This is a genomic window from Microbacterium sp. MMO-56, assembly GCF_037146215.1.
Classification (GTDB): domain Bacteria; phylum Actinomycetota; class Actinomycetes; order Actinomycetales; family Microbacteriaceae; genus Microbacterium.
The window spans coordinates 115116-130690 of the sequence record NZ_JBBCVW010000006.1; the positions used below are offsets into that span (position 1 = coordinate 115116).

Annotated in this window: 17 protein-coding genes; 7 read left to right on the top strand and 10 right to left on the bottom strand. The window is 70.8% G+C overall.

All coding sequences use genetic code 11. The features are described from left to right. Positions 1-208: 208 nt before the first annotated feature. The 3 genes from WFI00_RS07580 to WFI00_RS07590 all read right to left on the bottom strand — a co-directional run bounded on the left by WFI00_RS07580 (position 209) and on the right by WFI00_RS07590 (position 3035). Positions 209-343 carry a hypothetical protein gene (locus WFI00_RS07580; RefSeq protein ID WP_336631986.1) on the bottom strand — a complete coding sequence of 45 codons (135 nt, stop codon included), beginning with the start codon at positions 341-343 and terminating at the stop codon, positions 209-211. Between the two features lie 5 nt (positions 344-348). Then, entirely contained in the window at positions 349-2685 is a 2337-nt protein-coding gene (gene purL, locus WFI00_RS07585; RefSeq protein ID WP_336631985.1) for a phosphoribosylformylglycinamidine synthase subunit PurL, read from the bottom strand. 95 nt (positions 2686-2780) lie between these two features. Continuing rightward, complete coding sequence (locus WFI00_RS07590) at positions 2781-3035, bottom strand: hypothetical protein (protein WP_336631984.1); 255 nt, start codon at positions 3033-3035, stop codon at positions 2781-2783. A gap of 228 nt (positions 3036-3263) precedes the next feature. On the opposite strand from WFI00_RS07590, the gene WFI00_RS07595 reads away from it, so the two are divergent. From WFI00_RS07595 to WFI00_RS07615, 5 genes are read left to right on the top strand one after another with little or no spacing between them, the layout of a single operon-like run. After that, the gene (locus tag WFI00_RS07595; protein ID WP_336631983.1) at positions 3264-3716 is read left to right on the top strand and encodes a hypothetical protein; all 453 of its coding nucleotides are present in this window, start codon (positions 3264-3266) and stop codon (positions 3714-3716) included. An 11-nt stretch (positions 3717-3727) separates the two neighbouring features. Continuing rightward, positions 3728-4348, top strand: coding sequence for a signal peptidase I (locus tag WFI00_RS07600; RefSeq protein WP_336631982.1), 621 nt, complete (start codon positions 3728-3730; stop codon positions 4346-4348). Positions 4349-4356: 8 nt separating this feature from the next. Beyond that, entirely contained in the window at positions 4357-5976 is a 1620-nt protein-coding gene (locus tag WFI00_RS07605; protein WP_336631981.1) for a hypothetical protein, read from the top strand. Positions 5977-6017: 41 nt separating this feature from the next. Beyond that, positions 6018-6425 (top strand): VOC family protein, encoded by a 408-nt coding sequence (locus tag WFI00_RS07610; RefSeq protein ID WP_336631980.1) that lies wholly within the window; start codon positions 6018-6020, stop codon positions 6423-6425. Beyond that, a complete protein-coding gene (locus tag WFI00_RS07615; protein ID WP_336631979.1) occupies positions 6422-6757 on the top strand; it encodes a TraR/DksA family transcriptional regulator in 336 nt (111 codons plus the stop codon). Before WFI00_RS07610 ends, WFI00_RS07615 begins: the two co-directional genes overlap by 4 nt. Before the next feature lie 7 nt (positions 6758-6764). Here WFI00_RS07615 and WFI00_RS07620 read toward each other — a convergent pair whose 3' ends face one another. The 6 genes from WFI00_RS07620 to WFI00_RS07645 all read right to left on the bottom strand — a co-directional run bounded on the left by WFI00_RS07620 (position 6765) and on the right by WFI00_RS07645 (position 13126). Next, positions 6765-7493 (bottom strand): amino acid ABC transporter ATP-binding protein, encoded by a 729-nt coding sequence (locus WFI00_RS07620; protein WP_336631978.1) that lies wholly within the window; start codon positions 7491-7493, stop codon positions 6765-6767. Then, positions 7490-8143 carry an amino acid ABC transporter permease gene (locus WFI00_RS07625; protein ID WP_336631977.1) on the bottom strand — a complete coding sequence of 218 codons (654 nt, stop codon included), beginning with the start codon at positions 8141-8143 and terminating at the stop codon, positions 7490-7492. The genes WFI00_RS07620 and WFI00_RS07625 overlap by 4 nt, the downstream gene beginning before the upstream one ends. Further along, entirely contained in the window at positions 8140-8850 is a 711-nt protein-coding gene (locus tag WFI00_RS07630) for an amino acid ABC transporter permease (RefSeq protein WP_336631976.1), read from the bottom strand. The genes WFI00_RS07625 and WFI00_RS07630 overlap by 4 nt, the downstream gene beginning before the upstream one ends. 54 nt (positions 8851-8904) lie before the next feature. Further along, positions 8905-9771 carry a substrate-binding periplasmic protein gene (locus WFI00_RS07635; RefSeq protein ID WP_336631975.1) on the bottom strand — a complete coding sequence of 289 codons (867 nt, stop codon included), beginning with the start codon at positions 9769-9771 and terminating at the stop codon, positions 8905-8907. A gap of 155 nt (positions 9772-9926) precedes the next feature. Beyond that, entirely contained in the window at positions 9927-11432 is a 1506-nt protein-coding gene (locus WFI00_RS07640) for an aldehyde dehydrogenase family protein (RefSeq protein ID WP_336631974.1), read from the bottom strand. Further along, the gene (locus WFI00_RS07645) at positions 11429-13126 is read right to left on the bottom strand and encodes a dihydroxyacetone kinase subunit DhaK (RefSeq protein WP_336631973.1); all 1698 of its coding nucleotides are present in this window, start codon (positions 13124-13126) and stop codon (positions 11429-11431) included. The genes WFI00_RS07640 and WFI00_RS07645 overlap by 4 nt, the downstream gene beginning before the upstream one ends. 98 nt (positions 13127-13224) lie before the next feature. On the opposite strand from WFI00_RS07645, the gene WFI00_RS07650 reads away from it, so the two are divergent. Next, the gene (locus WFI00_RS07650; protein ID WP_336631972.1) at positions 13225-14121 is read left to right on the top strand and encodes a dihydrodipicolinate synthase family protein; all 897 of its coding nucleotides are present in this window, start codon (positions 13225-13227) and stop codon (positions 14119-14121) included. Positions 14122-14132: 11 nt separating this feature from the next. Beyond that, positions 14133-14852: a GntR family transcriptional regulator gene (locus WFI00_RS07655; protein ID WP_336631971.1), complete on the top strand. Its 720-nt coding sequence runs from the start codon at positions 14133-14135 to the stop codon at positions 14850-14852. 72 nt (positions 14853-14924) lie between these two features. Here WFI00_RS07655 and WFI00_RS07660 read toward each other — a convergent pair whose 3' ends face one another. Continuing rightward, positions 14925-15575 carry a TetR/AcrR family transcriptional regulator gene (locus WFI00_RS07660; RefSeq protein ID WP_336631970.1) on the bottom strand — a complete coding sequence of 217 codons (651 nt, stop codon included), beginning with the start codon at positions 15573-15575 and terminating at the stop codon, positions 14925-14927.

Consider the following 15575-nt stretch of genomic DNA (forward strand, 5'->3'; position numbering starts at 1 on the left):
GCTATCCAGCATGCCTGAAAGCGCTCCGGGAGCCCCCGCCTCTCGCCCCCTCGCCCCTCGCCCCTCCACTGGGTCGAGTGTCCACGACGCGCGGCGCGCGGGCCGCGCTCCGCCGCGCGTCGTGGACACTCGGCGGGGTGGGGCGAGCCGGGGTGGGGCGAGCCGGGGGCGCGACGCGGGGGTGGGGTGACGCGCGGGGAGAGACGGGTCAGCCGAAGATCAGGGCCAGGACCGTCGCTCCGCCGCCCACCAGGATGAGGGCGGCGATGACGACCCACGCCACGATCCGGGTGCGGCGGGTGCGGGCTTCGGACATGCCGGCGTACTCGTCCTGATCGCTCATGGCCCTCAGCCTACGGGCTCGGAGACGGTCGCTCCGAAGGCGGCCGGCAGCGTCGCGGTCGACACGGCACGCAGCTCCGACGCGGTCAGCGTGAACAGCCCCTGCACCTCGAGCGCCGCCTCGTCGCCGTCGGCGGCGGGGTCGGTGACGCCGATCCGCAGGACCGGATAGCCGCGCCCCTCGCACAGGCCGCGGAACTTGACGTCCTCCTCGCGCGGGACGGACACGATGACGCGACCGGTCGACTCGCTGAACAGGGCCGTCGCCGCATCCACGCCGTCGCGCTCCATGATCTCCGTCAGCCACACGCGGGCGCCGACGCCGAAGCGCATCACGGCCTCGGCGAGCGCCTGCGCGAGTCCGCCCGACGAGAGGTCGTGGGCGCTGGAGACGAGCTCCTGCTGCGAGGCGGCCTGGATGAGGGCGGCGAGCCGCTTCTCCGCCGCGAGGTCGACGGCCGGCGGGCGACCGCCGAGGTGACCGTGCACGGTGCCGGCCCACGCCGAGCCGCTGAGCTCCGTGGCGGTGACGCCGAGGAGGTAGATGTTCTCGCCGGCATCCTGCCACCCGCTCGGGATGCGGCGGGCGACGTCGTCGATGATGCCGAGGACGCCCACGACGGGCGTCGGGAAGATCGGCACGTCGCCGGTCTGGTTGTAGAAGCTGACGTTGCCGCCCGTGACCGGGACCCCGAGCTCGAGGCAGGCGTCGGCGAGGCCGTCGACCGCCTGGCCGAACTGCCACATCACCTCGGGGTTCTCCGGGCTGCCGAAGTTCAGGCAGTCGGTGACCGCGGTGGGCGCCGCGCCCGTCACGGCGACGTTGCGGTACGCCTCGGCGAGGGCGAGCTGCGCGCCCGCGTACGGGTCGAGCTGGCAGTAGCGGCCGTTGCAGTCGGTGGCGATCGCGAAGCCGAGGCCGGATTCCTCGTCGACGCGGATCATGCCCGCGTCGTCGGGGAAGGCGAGGGCGGTGTTGCCCATGACGTAGTAGTCGTACTGGTTGGTCACCCAGCTCGTGTCGGCGAGGTTCGGGCTGCCGAGCAGCTGCAGGAACTGCCCCTTCAGGGCATCCGGGTCGTCGGTGCGCGGGAGGGCGGATGCCGAGTCGTCGCGGAGGGCGTCGATCCAGGTCGGGTACGCGACGGGGCGCTCGTAGACGGGGCCGTCGACGGCGACCGTCGAGGGGTCGACGTCGACGATCTGCTCGCCGTGCCAGAAGATCTGCAGCCGGCCGTCGCCGGTCACCTCGCCGAGGACGCTCGTCTCGACGTCCCACTTGCCGGTCACCGCGAGGAAGGCATCCAGCTTCTCCGGCGCGACGATCGCCATCATGCGCTCCTGCGACTCGCTCATGAGGATCTCCTCGGGGGTGAGCGAGGGGTCGCGCAGCAGGACGTTCTCGAGGTCGACGCGCATGCCCGACCCGCCGTTGGCGGCGAGCTCGCTCGTCGCGCACGAGATGCCGGCGGCGCCGAGGTCCTGGATGGCTTCGACGAGCTCGTCCTTGTAGAGCTCGAGGCAGCACTCGATGAGCACCTTCTCGGCGAACGGGTCGCCCACCTGGACCGCGGGGCGCTTGGTCGGGCCGCCCTCGGCGAAGGTGTCGGATGCCAGGATCGACGCGCCGCCGATGCCGTCGCCGCCGGTGCGCGCCCCGAAGAGCACGACCTTGTTGCCGGCGCCGGTCGCGTTGGCGAGCTTGATGTCCTCGTGGCGCATGACGCCGACCGCGAGGGCGTTGACGAGGGGGTTGCCCTGGTACACCGCATCGAAGACGGTCTCGCCGCCGATGTTCGGCAGTCCCAGGCAGTTGGCATAGAAGCTGATGCCGCTGACCACGCCGTGTACGACGCGGGCGGTGTCGGGGTCGGAGATGTCGCCGAAGCGCAGCTGGTCCATGACGGCGACGGGGCGCGCGCCCATCGAGATGATGTCGCGGACGATGCCGCCGACGCCGGTCGCCGCACCCTGGAACGGCTCGATGTAGCTGGGGTGGTTGTGCGACTCGACCTTGAAGGTGACCGCCCAGCCCTCGCCGACGTCGACGACGCCCGCGTTCTGGCCCATCCCGACCATGAGCCGGGCCCTCATCTCCTCCGAGACCTTCTGGCCGAAGCGGCGCAGGTAGATCTTCGAGGACTTGTACGAGCAGTGCTCCGACCACATGACCGAGTACATCGCCAGCTCGCCCGAGGTGGGGCGGCGGCCGAGGATGACCTTGATCTGCTCGTACTCGTCGGGCTTGAGACCGAGCGCCGCGTACGGCTGCTCCTTCTCCGGCGTCTGGACGGCGTTCTCGACGGTGTCGGCGACCTTGTTGTCGGATGCGGGGGTGCTCACGCGGCTGGGCTCCAAGACTCGGGTGCCGGGGACGCCATCAGTCTAGCCGCGCGCCCGGCCGCGCCATCCCGGTCACGCACGGCCGGCGCGGGTCGTCAGGCCTCGTCGTCGATCACCCCGATGCCGACCGCGTGGTGGCTCGGCTCATCGGGGCTGGGCGCGAGCGGCTCGTCGGGGGACGGCGCCGACGGCTCCTCCGGATTCGGCGCCGTGGGCTCTTCGCCCGGCTCCTTCTCGGTGCTGGGTTCGGTGAGCTCCGCGGTGCTGGGCTCCGTCGCCTCGGTGGCATCGCCGCCCTCGGCGGGGTCCGTCGTCTCCTCGATGCGGGGCTGGGTGTCCGGGTCGGTCATGGCGTGCTCCTTCGTTCGGGCTCCGAGTCTCCGCCCCGTGGGCGGCCTGCGCACGGGGCTTGACATCCCTCGGAACGACGCGGCCGGCATGGATTGTGGGGAGCGACACGCACGATTGGGCATGTACACGTGCGCATGCTAACATCGACACACGCTTCCTTCCTCCGCTCTGCGGATCCCCCGGCCGTCGAGGGGGAGTGCCATCCGCCGTTCGAGAGAAAGATAGACATGCCCCTGCTCCCTCACCTCACTCGCGTGCCCGCGCGCAAAACCCTCGCCCTCGTCGGAGGCATCGCCGTCTTCGCGATCGTCTCCGCATCAGCGGCCACGCTGGGAGGACTGCAGACCGACCACATCGGTGCGAACTCGAACGCGGTGGCCGCACCGGTCGAGAACGGCGTCTCGGTGTCGTGGGACACCGCGTACGACGTCTCCTCCCGCGCCTACGTCGTCACGGGCGTGTCGATCGCCGCGAGCGACGACGACGAATCCATCCCCGACGCGGCGGAGGTCCGCCTCACGCTCACCGGAACGTCCGGGGCTTCCCTCGGCGAGTACGTGAGCACGGATGGCGGCGCCACCTGGAGCGCGCCGTCCGACATCCTGGCGCACGACGTCACCGGAGCCTCCGTGGTGATCAACGGCGGAGCCGTCACGTCGAGCGTCACCGCCACGCCCTGACGCCGGCGCGCGTGAGCGGCGACAGGGCCCCGGCCCCGACCGGCGGCGACGGGCCCCCGAAGCCCTCGCCGTCGGTCGGTCGACGCGTCACCCGTCAGGAGGCGCATCGCCGCGGATGGCGCCGCCGCGCGATACCCCGACTGCTCTCCCTCGTGCTCACCGCCGTCGCGGTCGTCCTGCTCTGGCCGGCGACCTGGGGCGGGATCTTCGGACTGACCGTCGTCAGCGGGAACTCCATGGTGCCCACGCTCTCCAGCGGTGATCTCGTCGTCACGATGCGACAGCCCTCCTACGGCGTCGGCGACGTCGTCTCGTACGTCGTCCCGGGCGGTCAGGCCGGCGCCGGCGGGCATGTCATCCACCGCGTCCGCGAGGTCGACGAGTCCGGCCCGCGCCCCGTGTTCGTCAGCCAGGGCGACAACAATCCGCAGCCGGATCCGTGGCGGTTCGGCCCGGAGGACGTGTACGGACGCGCCGTCGCGCGCGTGCCCGGACTCGCCGGCGCGGTCGCGGGCTTCGTCTTCCCGGCCGCGGTCGGCGCGGTCGCCGCGCTCGCGTTCCTCGCGTGGGCGTGGCCCCGTCGTGCGCGCCCTGGCGCCGCGCCCGGTGAGCACGGGAGCGCGGGACGATGAGCAGCCGGATGCGGGGACGCACAGCTCGCCTCGCGACGGCCGCCGGGCTGGCGCTGCTCGTGCTCGCGGGCGTGTCGCCCTCGTCGGCTGCGTCGTTGGGCGGTCTGACGACGGATGCTCTGGGCGCGGCGACGGCGACGACCCGGTCGCTCACCGGGGTCACCGTCGAGTGGAATCCCGGCGCGGTCGGTCTGTCCGCCCTCGGCGTCACGGCCGCCCACCTCACCGCCGACGAGGGCGAGACGTTCACGGCGGGAGACGTGATCGTCGCCACGGTGGACGACGGCGCCGCGGGTCGTTGCGACGCATCCGCGGTCGTCTCGTCTTCCGGACCCGTGGCCGACCTCGAGTTCTCGGGGTGCGCGCTCGCCGTCGCGCACCTGCGTCATGTGGCCGTCGCCGTGACGGGCCCGGGGGCGAGCTCCGTCCTCTCCGGTGATCTCGGCGGCATGTCCGGGACGCTGTCCGGCTTCGTCGGAGGTGTCGTCGACCCGTCCGATCGTCTCGCCGCCGGGATCGAGTCGCGGCCGCACGAGGGCGTCGACACGTTGACCGAGCTCTACGTCGACGTCCACGATGCGACGGTCGACGACCTCGTGGGCCGGCGTCTGATCGTCTCCCTCTACGGGTCGTCCACGGGCTCACCGCCCACGCACGTGTACGCGGGCGTGGTCGGCATCGCCGACGACAACGAGGGCATCTGGGCGCAGGTCGATCCAGAGGGCACGGGTGTCGACGACTTCCCGACGATCACGGCGGACATCCGACGGCTCGATCCGGACGGCGACTGGCCCGCGGTCTCCGCCATCGCCCGTTACGAGCTGGTGCTGCTGCAGACGCAGCACCTCGCGTCGCCCGACCGCACGGCAGGAGCACACGCCTACGCGGTGCGAGCCCTCGCCGGAGCGGTGCAGCACCACGGCCCTGCCGACGGCACGCAGCCCGTCGATCTCGACGGTCGGCTCACCTTCTCGGAGCCCGGCGGGCCCGTGACGACCACCAGCAGCCTGTCGTTCTGTCACAGCTTCCAGGTGACGAACACGTCCGCCGAGGTCGTGGAGTGGGCCGTGACCTTCGACACGACCAAGCCGCCGCTGTGGGGCATCGACCCGCGGATCATCGACCCGAACACCTCCGGCGGTGCCCTCACGAGCATCTGGAATGCCCGGACGACGGGCTTCGACGAGTCGACGGGGCTGTGGACGCTCGGCGGCGACACCGACGTGGACCGCACCCTCGACCCCGGCGAGTCCGTGTACGCGGGCTATTGCGCGCGGGCGAACATCCCGCCCGCCGACCCTGCGACATTCGACACCCCGCAGATCACGCTCGACCCGCAGAGCTCGATCTACTACGTCGCGCTCCGCGTGCAGGTGACCAGCGGCTCGCGCTGGTACGTCCCCTGGGAGGTCGAGATCGACCTGGCCGACTACGTCTGCGCCGACGTCCTCCCCTCGTCCCTGGCGCCGGAGAACGCCACCCTCACGCCGATATCCGGTACCCGATACCTCCTGCGAGGCACCGTCTCCGCCGACACCCGCTTCGTCTCGGCGACCACACCGCGCGACTTCACCTTCCTGCGCCTGTCGCCCGGGGGACACCACTATCTGCCCGGCACCTGCGGATGAGACTCCTCGCGTCCGTCGCACGGCGGACGTATCGTCTCCGCATGACCGCTCCGACGCCCTATCTCTCCTTCGACGGCGACGCGCGCGACGCACTGACGTTCTACCGCGGGGTGTTCGGCGGCGAGCTCCAGCTGCACACCTACGCCGACCTCGGCCGGACCGACGCTGCGCCCGAGCGGACCGCGCAGTCGATCGCGCACGGGGAGCTCCGCGGACCCGTGGACCTGTTCGCCTCGGACGCCGCGCCCGGGGAGGCCGGCCTCGAGTCGCGCGGCATCCTGTTCGCCCTGTTGGGCACCGCCGAACCGTCGACGCTCGAGGAATGGTTCGCCGCGCTCGCCGACGGGGGCGACGTGGTCGATCCGCTCGCCCGGAAGCCCTGGGGCGACCACGACGGACAGGTGCGGGACCGGTACGGAGTCACCTGGCTGATCGGCTACCACGGATGACCGACGCGATCGCACGACTCCGGGATCGGGCCGCCGAGCTGGACGGACTGCTCGCGCGCCTGGAGGCGGACGAAGCGGCCCTGCGCGCCGACCGCGCCGACGCGACGGCGGACGACGAGCACGACCCGGAGGGGTCGACGCTCTCCGGCGAGTGGCAGCGCGTCGACGCACTGCGCCGCTCGGTGCGGGAGGAGCGCGAGGGGGTCTCGGCCGCGCTCGCGCGGGTCGCCGAGGGGACGTACGGGGTGTGCGCCGTCTGCGGGCAGGCGATCGCGCCCGGCCGGCTCGAGGCGCGGCCGATGGCGACGACCTGCGTGTCGTGTGCGGTGTGACGGGGGATCAGGCGTTCAGCACGCGCTGGAGGAACTGCTGGGTCCGCTGATGCTGCGGCGCCGTGAAGATCTGCTCGGGGGCGCCCTCCTCCAGGATGATGCCCTCGCTGACGAAGAGCACGCGGTCCGACGTCTCGCGCGCGAAGCGCATCTCGTGCGTGACCACCAGCATCGTCATGCCCGCAGCCGCGAGGTCGCGCATCACCGACGTGACCTCGCCGACGAGCTCGGGGTCCAGCGCCGAGGTCGCCTCGTCGAAGAGCATGATCTCGGGCTCCATCGCGAGAGCGCGCGCGATCGCGACGCGCTGCTGCTGACCGCCCGACAGCTGCGACGGATACTTGTCCGCCTTGTCGCCCAGGCCCACCTTCTCCAAGGCCGCCTGGGCACGCGCCGCTGCCTCCGCCTTGCCCAGCTTCTTCACCCGGCGCAGCGCCAGCGATGCGTTCGCGCGGACGGTGAGGTGGGGGAAGAGGTTGAACTGCTGGAACACCATCCCCGCCTTGCGGTGCACCTGCTCGGCGGTCTTCGGGTCGTGCACGGCGATGCCGCTCACCCACACCTCGCCGCTGTCGATCGTCTCGAGCGCGTTCACGACGCGAAGCAGCGTGCTCTTGCCCGAGCCGCTGGCTCCGATGATGCAGACCACCTCGCCCTTCTCGACCCGCAGGTCGACGCCTTTGAGGACCTCGACATCGCCGTACGACTTGTGGACGTTCTTGGCCTCGATGATCATGATCGAACCGTTTTCCTTTCGAGGTACGACGCCAGCTGGGACATCGGGAAGCAGAGGATGAAGTAGAGGGCCGCGACGACCGTGAGCACCTCGAACGCACCGCCGTAGCGCTCGATGATCCCCTGACCCTGCCGCACGAGCTCGGGGACGCCGATGATCGATGCGAACGAGGTGTACTTCACCAGCGCGATCCACTGCCCGACGAGGGGAGCGAGCGAAATGCGCATCGCCTGGGGCAGGACGACGAAGACGGTGCGATCGAACCTTGACAGCCCGAGGGTGCGGGCCGCCTCGACCTGACCGTCGGGGACGGATTCGAGACCGGCGCGGAACACCTCGGCGTTCAGGGCGCCGATGTACAGCGTGATCGACACGCACGCGGCAGCGAAGGGGACGAAACCCCGCACGCCCAGGTACGCGGCTCCGAAATAGATGAACAGGAGTTGGATCAGCATCGGTGAGCCGCGGAAGAGCTCGATGTATCCGCGCAGGATCTGCGTGACCACGGGGATGCGCGCACGGTAGAGCAGTGCGACGCCCAGACCCAGGAGGGTGCTCGTGACGATCGTGATCACCGACATGACGACGGTGAGCCAGAGACCGCTCAGGATCAGGTTCCGGTGATCCCAGATCGCCTCCCAGGGGTTCATGAGCGTCCTCCCATGGGCAGCACGAGTCGACCGAGTCCTTCGCGGACGGTCCGGCGCGGTCTGTTGAGCGGAGCCTTGAACACGGCCTTCCCCAGTCGGTCGGCGGCGAACGCGATGGCGTTCGTCAGGATGAGATAGAGGACCAGCGCGGTGCCGAACGCCTCCATGGTCTGGAAGGTGCGGCCGTTGAGGATGAGGGCCACCCCGGTCAGCTCGTTGACCGCGATCACGGACAGGATCGACGAATGCAGGATGAGCTGCAGGAACTCGTTCACCATCGGCGGATACACGGCGCGGGCCGCCTGCGGTGCGACGACGTCGAAGAACGTCGCAGACCGGGACAGCCCCAGCGTCCGCGCCGCCTCACGCTGTCCCTTGGAGACCGAGACGATGCCCGTGCGGATGATCGTCACCATGTAGGCCCCGGTGTTGACCGCGAGGGCGAGCAGCCCCGCGACGTAGCCCGGCAGCGTCAGGCCGATCGAGGGCAGCCCGAAGAAGAAGACGTAGACGACGACGAGGAGCGGGATGTTCCGCACGACCTCGACGTAGGTCCGGCTGATCGCCCGCAGGGTGCGGGACCGGGAGAGCGCGGCCAGCGCCCCCAGCACCCCCAGCACGCAGGCGAGGAGGAAGGCGAGGAGGGAGACGGATGCCGTCAGCCAGAAGCCGTAGGCGAAGTCAGGGAAGTACTCGACGAGAAGCACGCGCTGTCCTGTCTGTCACGTGGGGCGCCGTTCGGGGCGGCGCCCCACGCGAACTCAATCGACGTTGACGGTGTCGGGGAGATCGATGAACTCGAAGGTGGGCTCGCGGTCGAACCACTTCCGATAGAGCTCGAGGTCCTCGCCGGACTCATGGAACTTCGCGATGAACTCGTTCACCTTCTCGAGGAGCGCGTCGTTGCCCTTGGCCACGCCGAGGGCGAAGTAGGTCTTGTCGCCCACCTCTCCGTCGAGCGCGATCTGGAAGTTCGGGTTCTTCTCGGCCTCCGCGGTGATCGTGCTCGCCACGTCGACGACGGCCTCGACCTGTCCCTGCTCGAGAGCGAGGAAGAGCGCCGAGGGGACCTCGAACTGCATCAGGTCGGCATCCGGGTTCAGCTTGGCCACGAGAACCTCGGCGGTGCCGCCCTTGGTCACACCGACCTTGCGGCCGGAGAGGTCGGCGACGGTCGTGATGTCGCTGCCCTTCGTGACGAGCAGGCTCGTGCCGGCCGCGATCGTCGGGTTGGCGAAGTCGACCTGCTTCTTGCGCTCATCGGTGATCGTGAAGGTGCAGGCCATGACGTCGTCCTGACCGGTCTGAAGCGCGGGCACCCGGCCGGCACCCGTGACCTCGTGGAGCTCGAGCTTCACGCCGAGGAAGTCGGCGAGCGACTGGGACAGATCGACGTCGAATCCCTCCGGAGTGCCGTCGGCGGCGATCGATCCCCACGGCGGCTGCGTCAGGCAGGCGCCCATGTTGACGGTGCCGGCATCGAGGACACGCTGCAGGGACTGGTCGCCTCCGGCGCCGTCTCCTCCCGCCCCGCATCCGGTGAGCGTGATCGCCGCGGCGACCCCGCCGATCACGGCTGCGGTCAGGGCCGCGCGGAACCGTCCGCGGCGTGTGGACTGTGTGGACATCGGGGGTCCTCCTCTTCGTGGTGCGTCGTTGCATCCGGGTCTCGCGACCCCTGTGCTGCGTCATTGCAACCGCCCGGTGGGCGACGTGGCGGCGGCTCTCCAGCCGTCGGACGATGTGTTAGTAGACTAACATATGATCGCTGAAGTCTGAAATATTAGATTTTGATTCGACCATCGACGCGACGGGGAAGCCCGACGGCGCCGTCGCGGAGCTCGTCGGGGAGCAGGTCCTCCGGCGCGTTCTGCCAGGTGAGCGGCCGCAGGAAGCGCCGGATCGACGTGGCGCCCACGGACGTGTGCAGCGTGTTCGTCGACGGCCAGGGGCCGCCGTGATGCTGCGCCCACGAGACGGCGACTCCGGTCGGGACCTGGTCGAACAGGACACGGCCGGCGCGCTGAGCCAGGGCTGCCGCGATCCGTCTCGTCCGTTCGGCCTCGGAGGTCTCGGCGTACACGGTGCCGGTGAGCGAGCGGGGGATGCGGTCGAGCAGGCCTCCGGGCACGGGTCCCTGGAAACGGATCACGACGGCATGAGGGCCGAAGACCTCGTCGAACGCCCCTTCCGGAACGTCGGCACCGGCGTACTCGACCAGCCGCGGTGCCACGGCGAAGCCGGTCGACCCCACCTCCGCAGCTCGACCACGGACGGTTCGTGCGCCGCCGGAAGGTCGCTCCGGCGCATCGTCGTACGCGTCGAAGATGCGCTCGTTGAGGAGAACCTGAGGCGCGGCGTCGGCGAACAGACGCTCCAGACGGGCGATCAGCCCGTCGCCCTCCGGCCCCTCCTCGATGAGCACGACCCCCGGCTTGGTGCACAGCTGCCCCGCCGACCCGGTCACCGCTGCGAAGAGGTCCTGGGAGATGCCCTCCGACCGCGACTCGGCCGCAGCGGCCGTCACCACGATCGGATTGAGGCTCGAGAGCTCGCCGTAGAACGGGATCGGCTCCGGACGAGAGTTGACGATGTCGAGCAGAGCGCGTCCTCCGGTCTCCGAACCGGTGAAGCCCACGGCCGCCATCCGCGGATCCCGCACGAGTGTCGCTCCCGCCTCCGTGCCGTAGACGATCCCGACCGTCTCCCGCGAATAGCCCGTCTCGGCGAGGGCGTCGCCGGCGATGCGGTGGCTGAGACGGGACAGTCCCGGGTGCGACGAGTGGGCCTTCACGACGACGGGGCATCCGGCCGCGAGCGCCGACACGGTGTCACCGCCGAGCACCGAGAACGCCAACGGGAAGTTGCTGGCGCCGAACACCGCCACGGGGCCGATCGGGACGAGCATCCGGCGCAGGTCCGGGCGGGGGCCCATCGGGGTCTGCCCGGCGTGGTCGATCGTCGCCTCGAGATATCCGCCGTCGAGGATCACGTCGGCGAAGAAGTCGGCCTGGTACGCCGTGCGCGCGAGCTCGCCGCGGAGGCGGGCGGCGGTGAGTCCAGTCTCCGCCACGCCGAGGTCGACGATCTCCTCCTCGGCCGCGCGGAGGCCTCGCCCGATCGCGGCGAGCAGTTCGGCCCGATCGGCTCGACCCCGGCCGTCGAGGGCGGCGGCCGTGGCGGCGGCCGCCCCGACGATCGACGTCAGCTCCGCGGGCGTCGTCGCGGCCGCGACGGGGGCGAGGGTCTCTCCTGTGGCGGGGTTCACTCCCGCGATGAGGGAGGTCATCGGGCGGCCCACTCGGTCACGATCCGCTCGACGCGGGGCGCGGATTCCGGCTCCCATTCGTGAGCGGCGGCCAGGAGCACCAATGCGAGACCGACGGCCCCGGGGTCGGGGGAGCCGAGGGCGCGGTCTCCGACGTAGCTCGCCCGGCCCCGCCGCGCCGTGAGGTCGGCCGTCCGATCGGCTCCCGCCGCGGCCGCTTCGGCGGCGTCGACGAGATCGCCACCGGCCGCCGCGGCGGGAGCGAGCGCGTCCACGAGCGTGCGGTCCCCGGGCTCGGCGGACCCGACGCGCTGCACCGCCGCCAGTCCGTCGCGGAGGCTCGAGGCGAACGCCGCGGCGCGATCGGACGCCGTCGCCGCGTCGGTCGCGCGCGCGACCGACTGGAAGATGAGGCCGAAGAGCGGTCCGCTGGTGCCGCCGACGTCGTTCAGGAAGACGCGGGCGGCGGCGGACATCCCGCTCTCGTCGGACGTCCGCGTCGCCTGTGCGCGCGACAGGCCGCCCGCGAGGTTGTCGCCGAAGTCGCCGTCGCCCGACTGCTGGTCGAGGTGCGTCAGGTGGGAGCGGAAGCGCTCGGACAGCTCGACCATGCGGGCGAGGAGCGTATCCGTGGCGGTGTCCTCCGTCGCGGTCGCCGCGCCGACGGAGGACTCGGTGCGAGCGGGCCCGTCGGTCGTCGGGTCGGGCTGTGCCGGCGTCTCGACCGGTGGGAAGGCGGGCGTGCCGGTCGGGGAGCGGAACCATTCCGTCCACTCGGGCCGGGCGGAGGTCAGACTGATCGAGAAGCCGCGCATGTCGAGTGCCGCCACCAGCGTGCCGACCATGGCGCCCTGCAGGCGCACGCCGCGGTCGGCCAGGAGACGCGCGACGACGTCGTACTGACCGGCGAGCTCGATGTTGGTGGTGCCCCCCAGCCCGTTGACGAGGAGGAGGACGTCGTCGTGCGGCTCGACGGCGGTGAGAAGCTCGCCCACCATCTGCTCCACCGTGGCGCGCGCGCCGGGGTACGTCACCGAACGCTGTGCGCGCTCGCCGTGGATGCCGATGCCGTACTCGATCTCGTCGTCGGCGAGCTCGAACGCCGGTCGGCCGGTGGCCGGAGAGGTGTGGGCGGCACGAGCGACGGCGACGGATGCCGATCGACGCACGATCTCCTCGCCGAGCGCGACGAGCGCGTCCAGGTCGAGTCCGGAGTCCGCCGCCGCGCCGAGGATCTTCTCGACGATCACGGTGCTTCCGGTGCCACGTCGCCCGGTCGCCACGCCGTCCCCGCCGCTGGCGAGATCGTCCTGGACGACGACGCGACCCACGCGGATGCCCTCAGCGGCGAGTCGCTCCGCGGCGATACCGAAGTTGATGAGGTCGCCGGTGTAGTTCTTCACGATGTGCAGCACGCCTCCCGGGCGCGCGACGGCGCGGCTCGCCTCGAAGATCTGCCTGTTGTGCGGCGACGCGAAGATCTGTCCGGGCACGGCGGCGTCGAGCCCTCCCCGGCCCACGAATCCGCCGTGCAGAGGCTCATGTCCTGATCCGCCGCCCGACACCAGGGCGACGACGCGCGTGGGCGACGGGTTCGCGGCGGCGAGGTAGAGCGGCTCCTCCGACACCCGCAGCGTGCGGGGATACAGGGATCCGAGCGCGCGTGCCGCGGCGAGCGGGGCATCCACGCCCTCCGGCAGGAAGTAGTGACTCATCTTCGACCTCTCGTTGTCGACCGTCGACGTTTCGCATCATCGCGAACGCTCGAATCTGATGCTAATGTATCACCCACTAGATCCCACATGAAAGGTCAATGATGACGGACTACCAGAACCTCGGAGGCATGATCTCCACGGTCGTGACGCCCTTCACCGAACAGGACGAGGTGGACTACGACCTTCTCCGTGCGGAAGTGCGGTACCTCCTCGACTCCGGGATCTCGGCGATCTGCGCGTGCGGAAGCACCGGGGAAGGGCAGACGCTGTCGCTCGAGGAGAGCGCGGAGATCATCCGCGTCGTCGCCGAGGAGGTCGACGGACGCCTTCCCGTCATCGCGGGCGTGATCCAGAATTCGACGCGACAGGCCATCCGATACGCCCAGGCCGTTCGGGATGCCGGAGCCGACATCATCCAGGCGACGCCCGTCCACTACGTCTTCAAGCCCGGTGTCGACGAGCAGGTCACCCACTTCAAGCTCATCGCCCAGGAGACCGGGCTTCCGATCATCCTCTACAACGTGGTGCCGTGGGCTCTGCTCGGTCTCGACGTCATCGACCGCCTCGCCGCAGAGGTGCCGGAGGTGATCTCCATCAAGCAGAGCGGGGGCGACATGCACCTGCTCGCGGACATCCTCCACAGCCACGGTGAGCGGTTCCGCGTGCTCGCGGCGCTCGACGACCTGCATTACCCCGCCTTCGTCCTCGGCGCCCACGGGGCGCTCGCGGCCATCCCCACGGTGACGCCGCATCTGAGCGTCGAGCTGTGGGACGCCGTCCAGCGAGGCGATCACACGGAGGCGCTGAAGCTCCACAACCGCATCCTCACCGTGTGGCACGCGATCGACCGCCCGAACCTGCCGGCGACCATCAAGGCCGCCCTGCGGTTGCTCGGCCGGGACGGCGGGCGTCCGCGCGAGCCGTTCTCCCCCGCAACGGAAGATGACTACGCTCGAATCTCAACAGCCCTGCGCGACGCGGGCCTGATCGAATAGGAAGAACGGCGATGGCTCTCACCGGCGCAGGCGGTCGCGACCTCGCGACGGCTTCATCTGGGCTTCAGCACGACACGCTGATGGTGGAGTCGATCGCGGACCAGCTCTATCGCATCATGCGCGATCGCATCGTCACCGGCCAGTATGCGCCGGGGTCGCGGCTGGACCCGCAGTCGATCGCGAGCGAGTTCGGCGTGTCGAGGACACCCGTGCGTGATGCTCTGGCGCAGCTGGAGACCGACCGGCTGATCGAGACCAAGCCGCGTGCCGGCACGTTCATCGTGCAGCCCACGCTCCGGGACATCCACGAGGTGTGCCAGGTCCGAAAGGGGATCGAGTGGGTGGCGACGGGCATCGCGACCGAGCGGATGCCCGCAGACCTGCTCCACGAGCTCCGCGAGGAGATCGTGGAGGCGGAGCGTCAGGCGGAGGCGGGGAACTACCAGCCGTTCTTCGACAGCGATGCACGACTTCATCAGGAGATCGTGCGGGCGACCGGCAACACGCGCCTGATCCGTGCGCGTGCGACCGTCGAGCCGTTCGTCGTCTGGCTGCGGGTCCTCGGGGCGACGGGGTCGCACCGCATCAATGGCTCGACCCATCGTCACCTGGAGATCGTCGACGCCATGATCCGCGGCGACGTCGCCGCGGCGCAGGCCGCGGCGGCGCTGCATCTGGACGAGGTCGAGGAGTGGACGGCCGCGGACATGGAGTCGGCTCTCCAGCCCTAGAGTCCGGTGCCGACGTCGCGTGCAGGCGTCCCGAGAGCCCGTGGTGCGAGCCACGGGCTCTCGTCGTGGCGTCTATGCGTCTCTCGCGGATTGGCGCTCCGACCGGCCCGGGTCGAAGTCGCGGGGGCCCGGCGCGTCCCCCGTGAGCGGCGGCAGGCCGGCCCGGAGGCCGTCGATCGCGATGTCCAGCATGCGGGCCTTCACCATGCGGGTCCGCTCCGCGCCGTCGCCGCGCACCGATCCGACGGCCTCGAGCAGTTTTCCGAGGTCGCTCGACGTGACCCCCTCGCGCACCGCGCCCCGTTGCGCAAGGCGGTGCACGAGTTCGTCGCCGCTGCGGCCCAGGTCCTCCATCCGCGCCCGCTCCTCACCCGTTCGGCCGATGAGCGCGCCGAGTGCGAGCACGTCGGCCGCGCTCGCCGTCCGGAGGAACGCCTCCAGAACGACCCAGGCGTCCTCACCGCGATCGAGCGCGTCATGGGCTCGCTGGAGCGCGTCCGCCCACAGAGACGTCCCCTCGTCGGCCAGGCGTCGCAACAGTTGTTCGCGGCTGCCGAAGCGGCTGTAGATCGCCGACATGCCGACATCGGCGGCGCCCGCGAGCTGCGCCATCGAGCTGCGCGGGTCGAAGACGAGCCGCTCGCGCACGGCAGCGAGGATGCGCGTGTCGGCCTGGACGGCGTGCGGGCGCCGTTCGCGCGCGTCACCGCTTGCGTCGCCCAT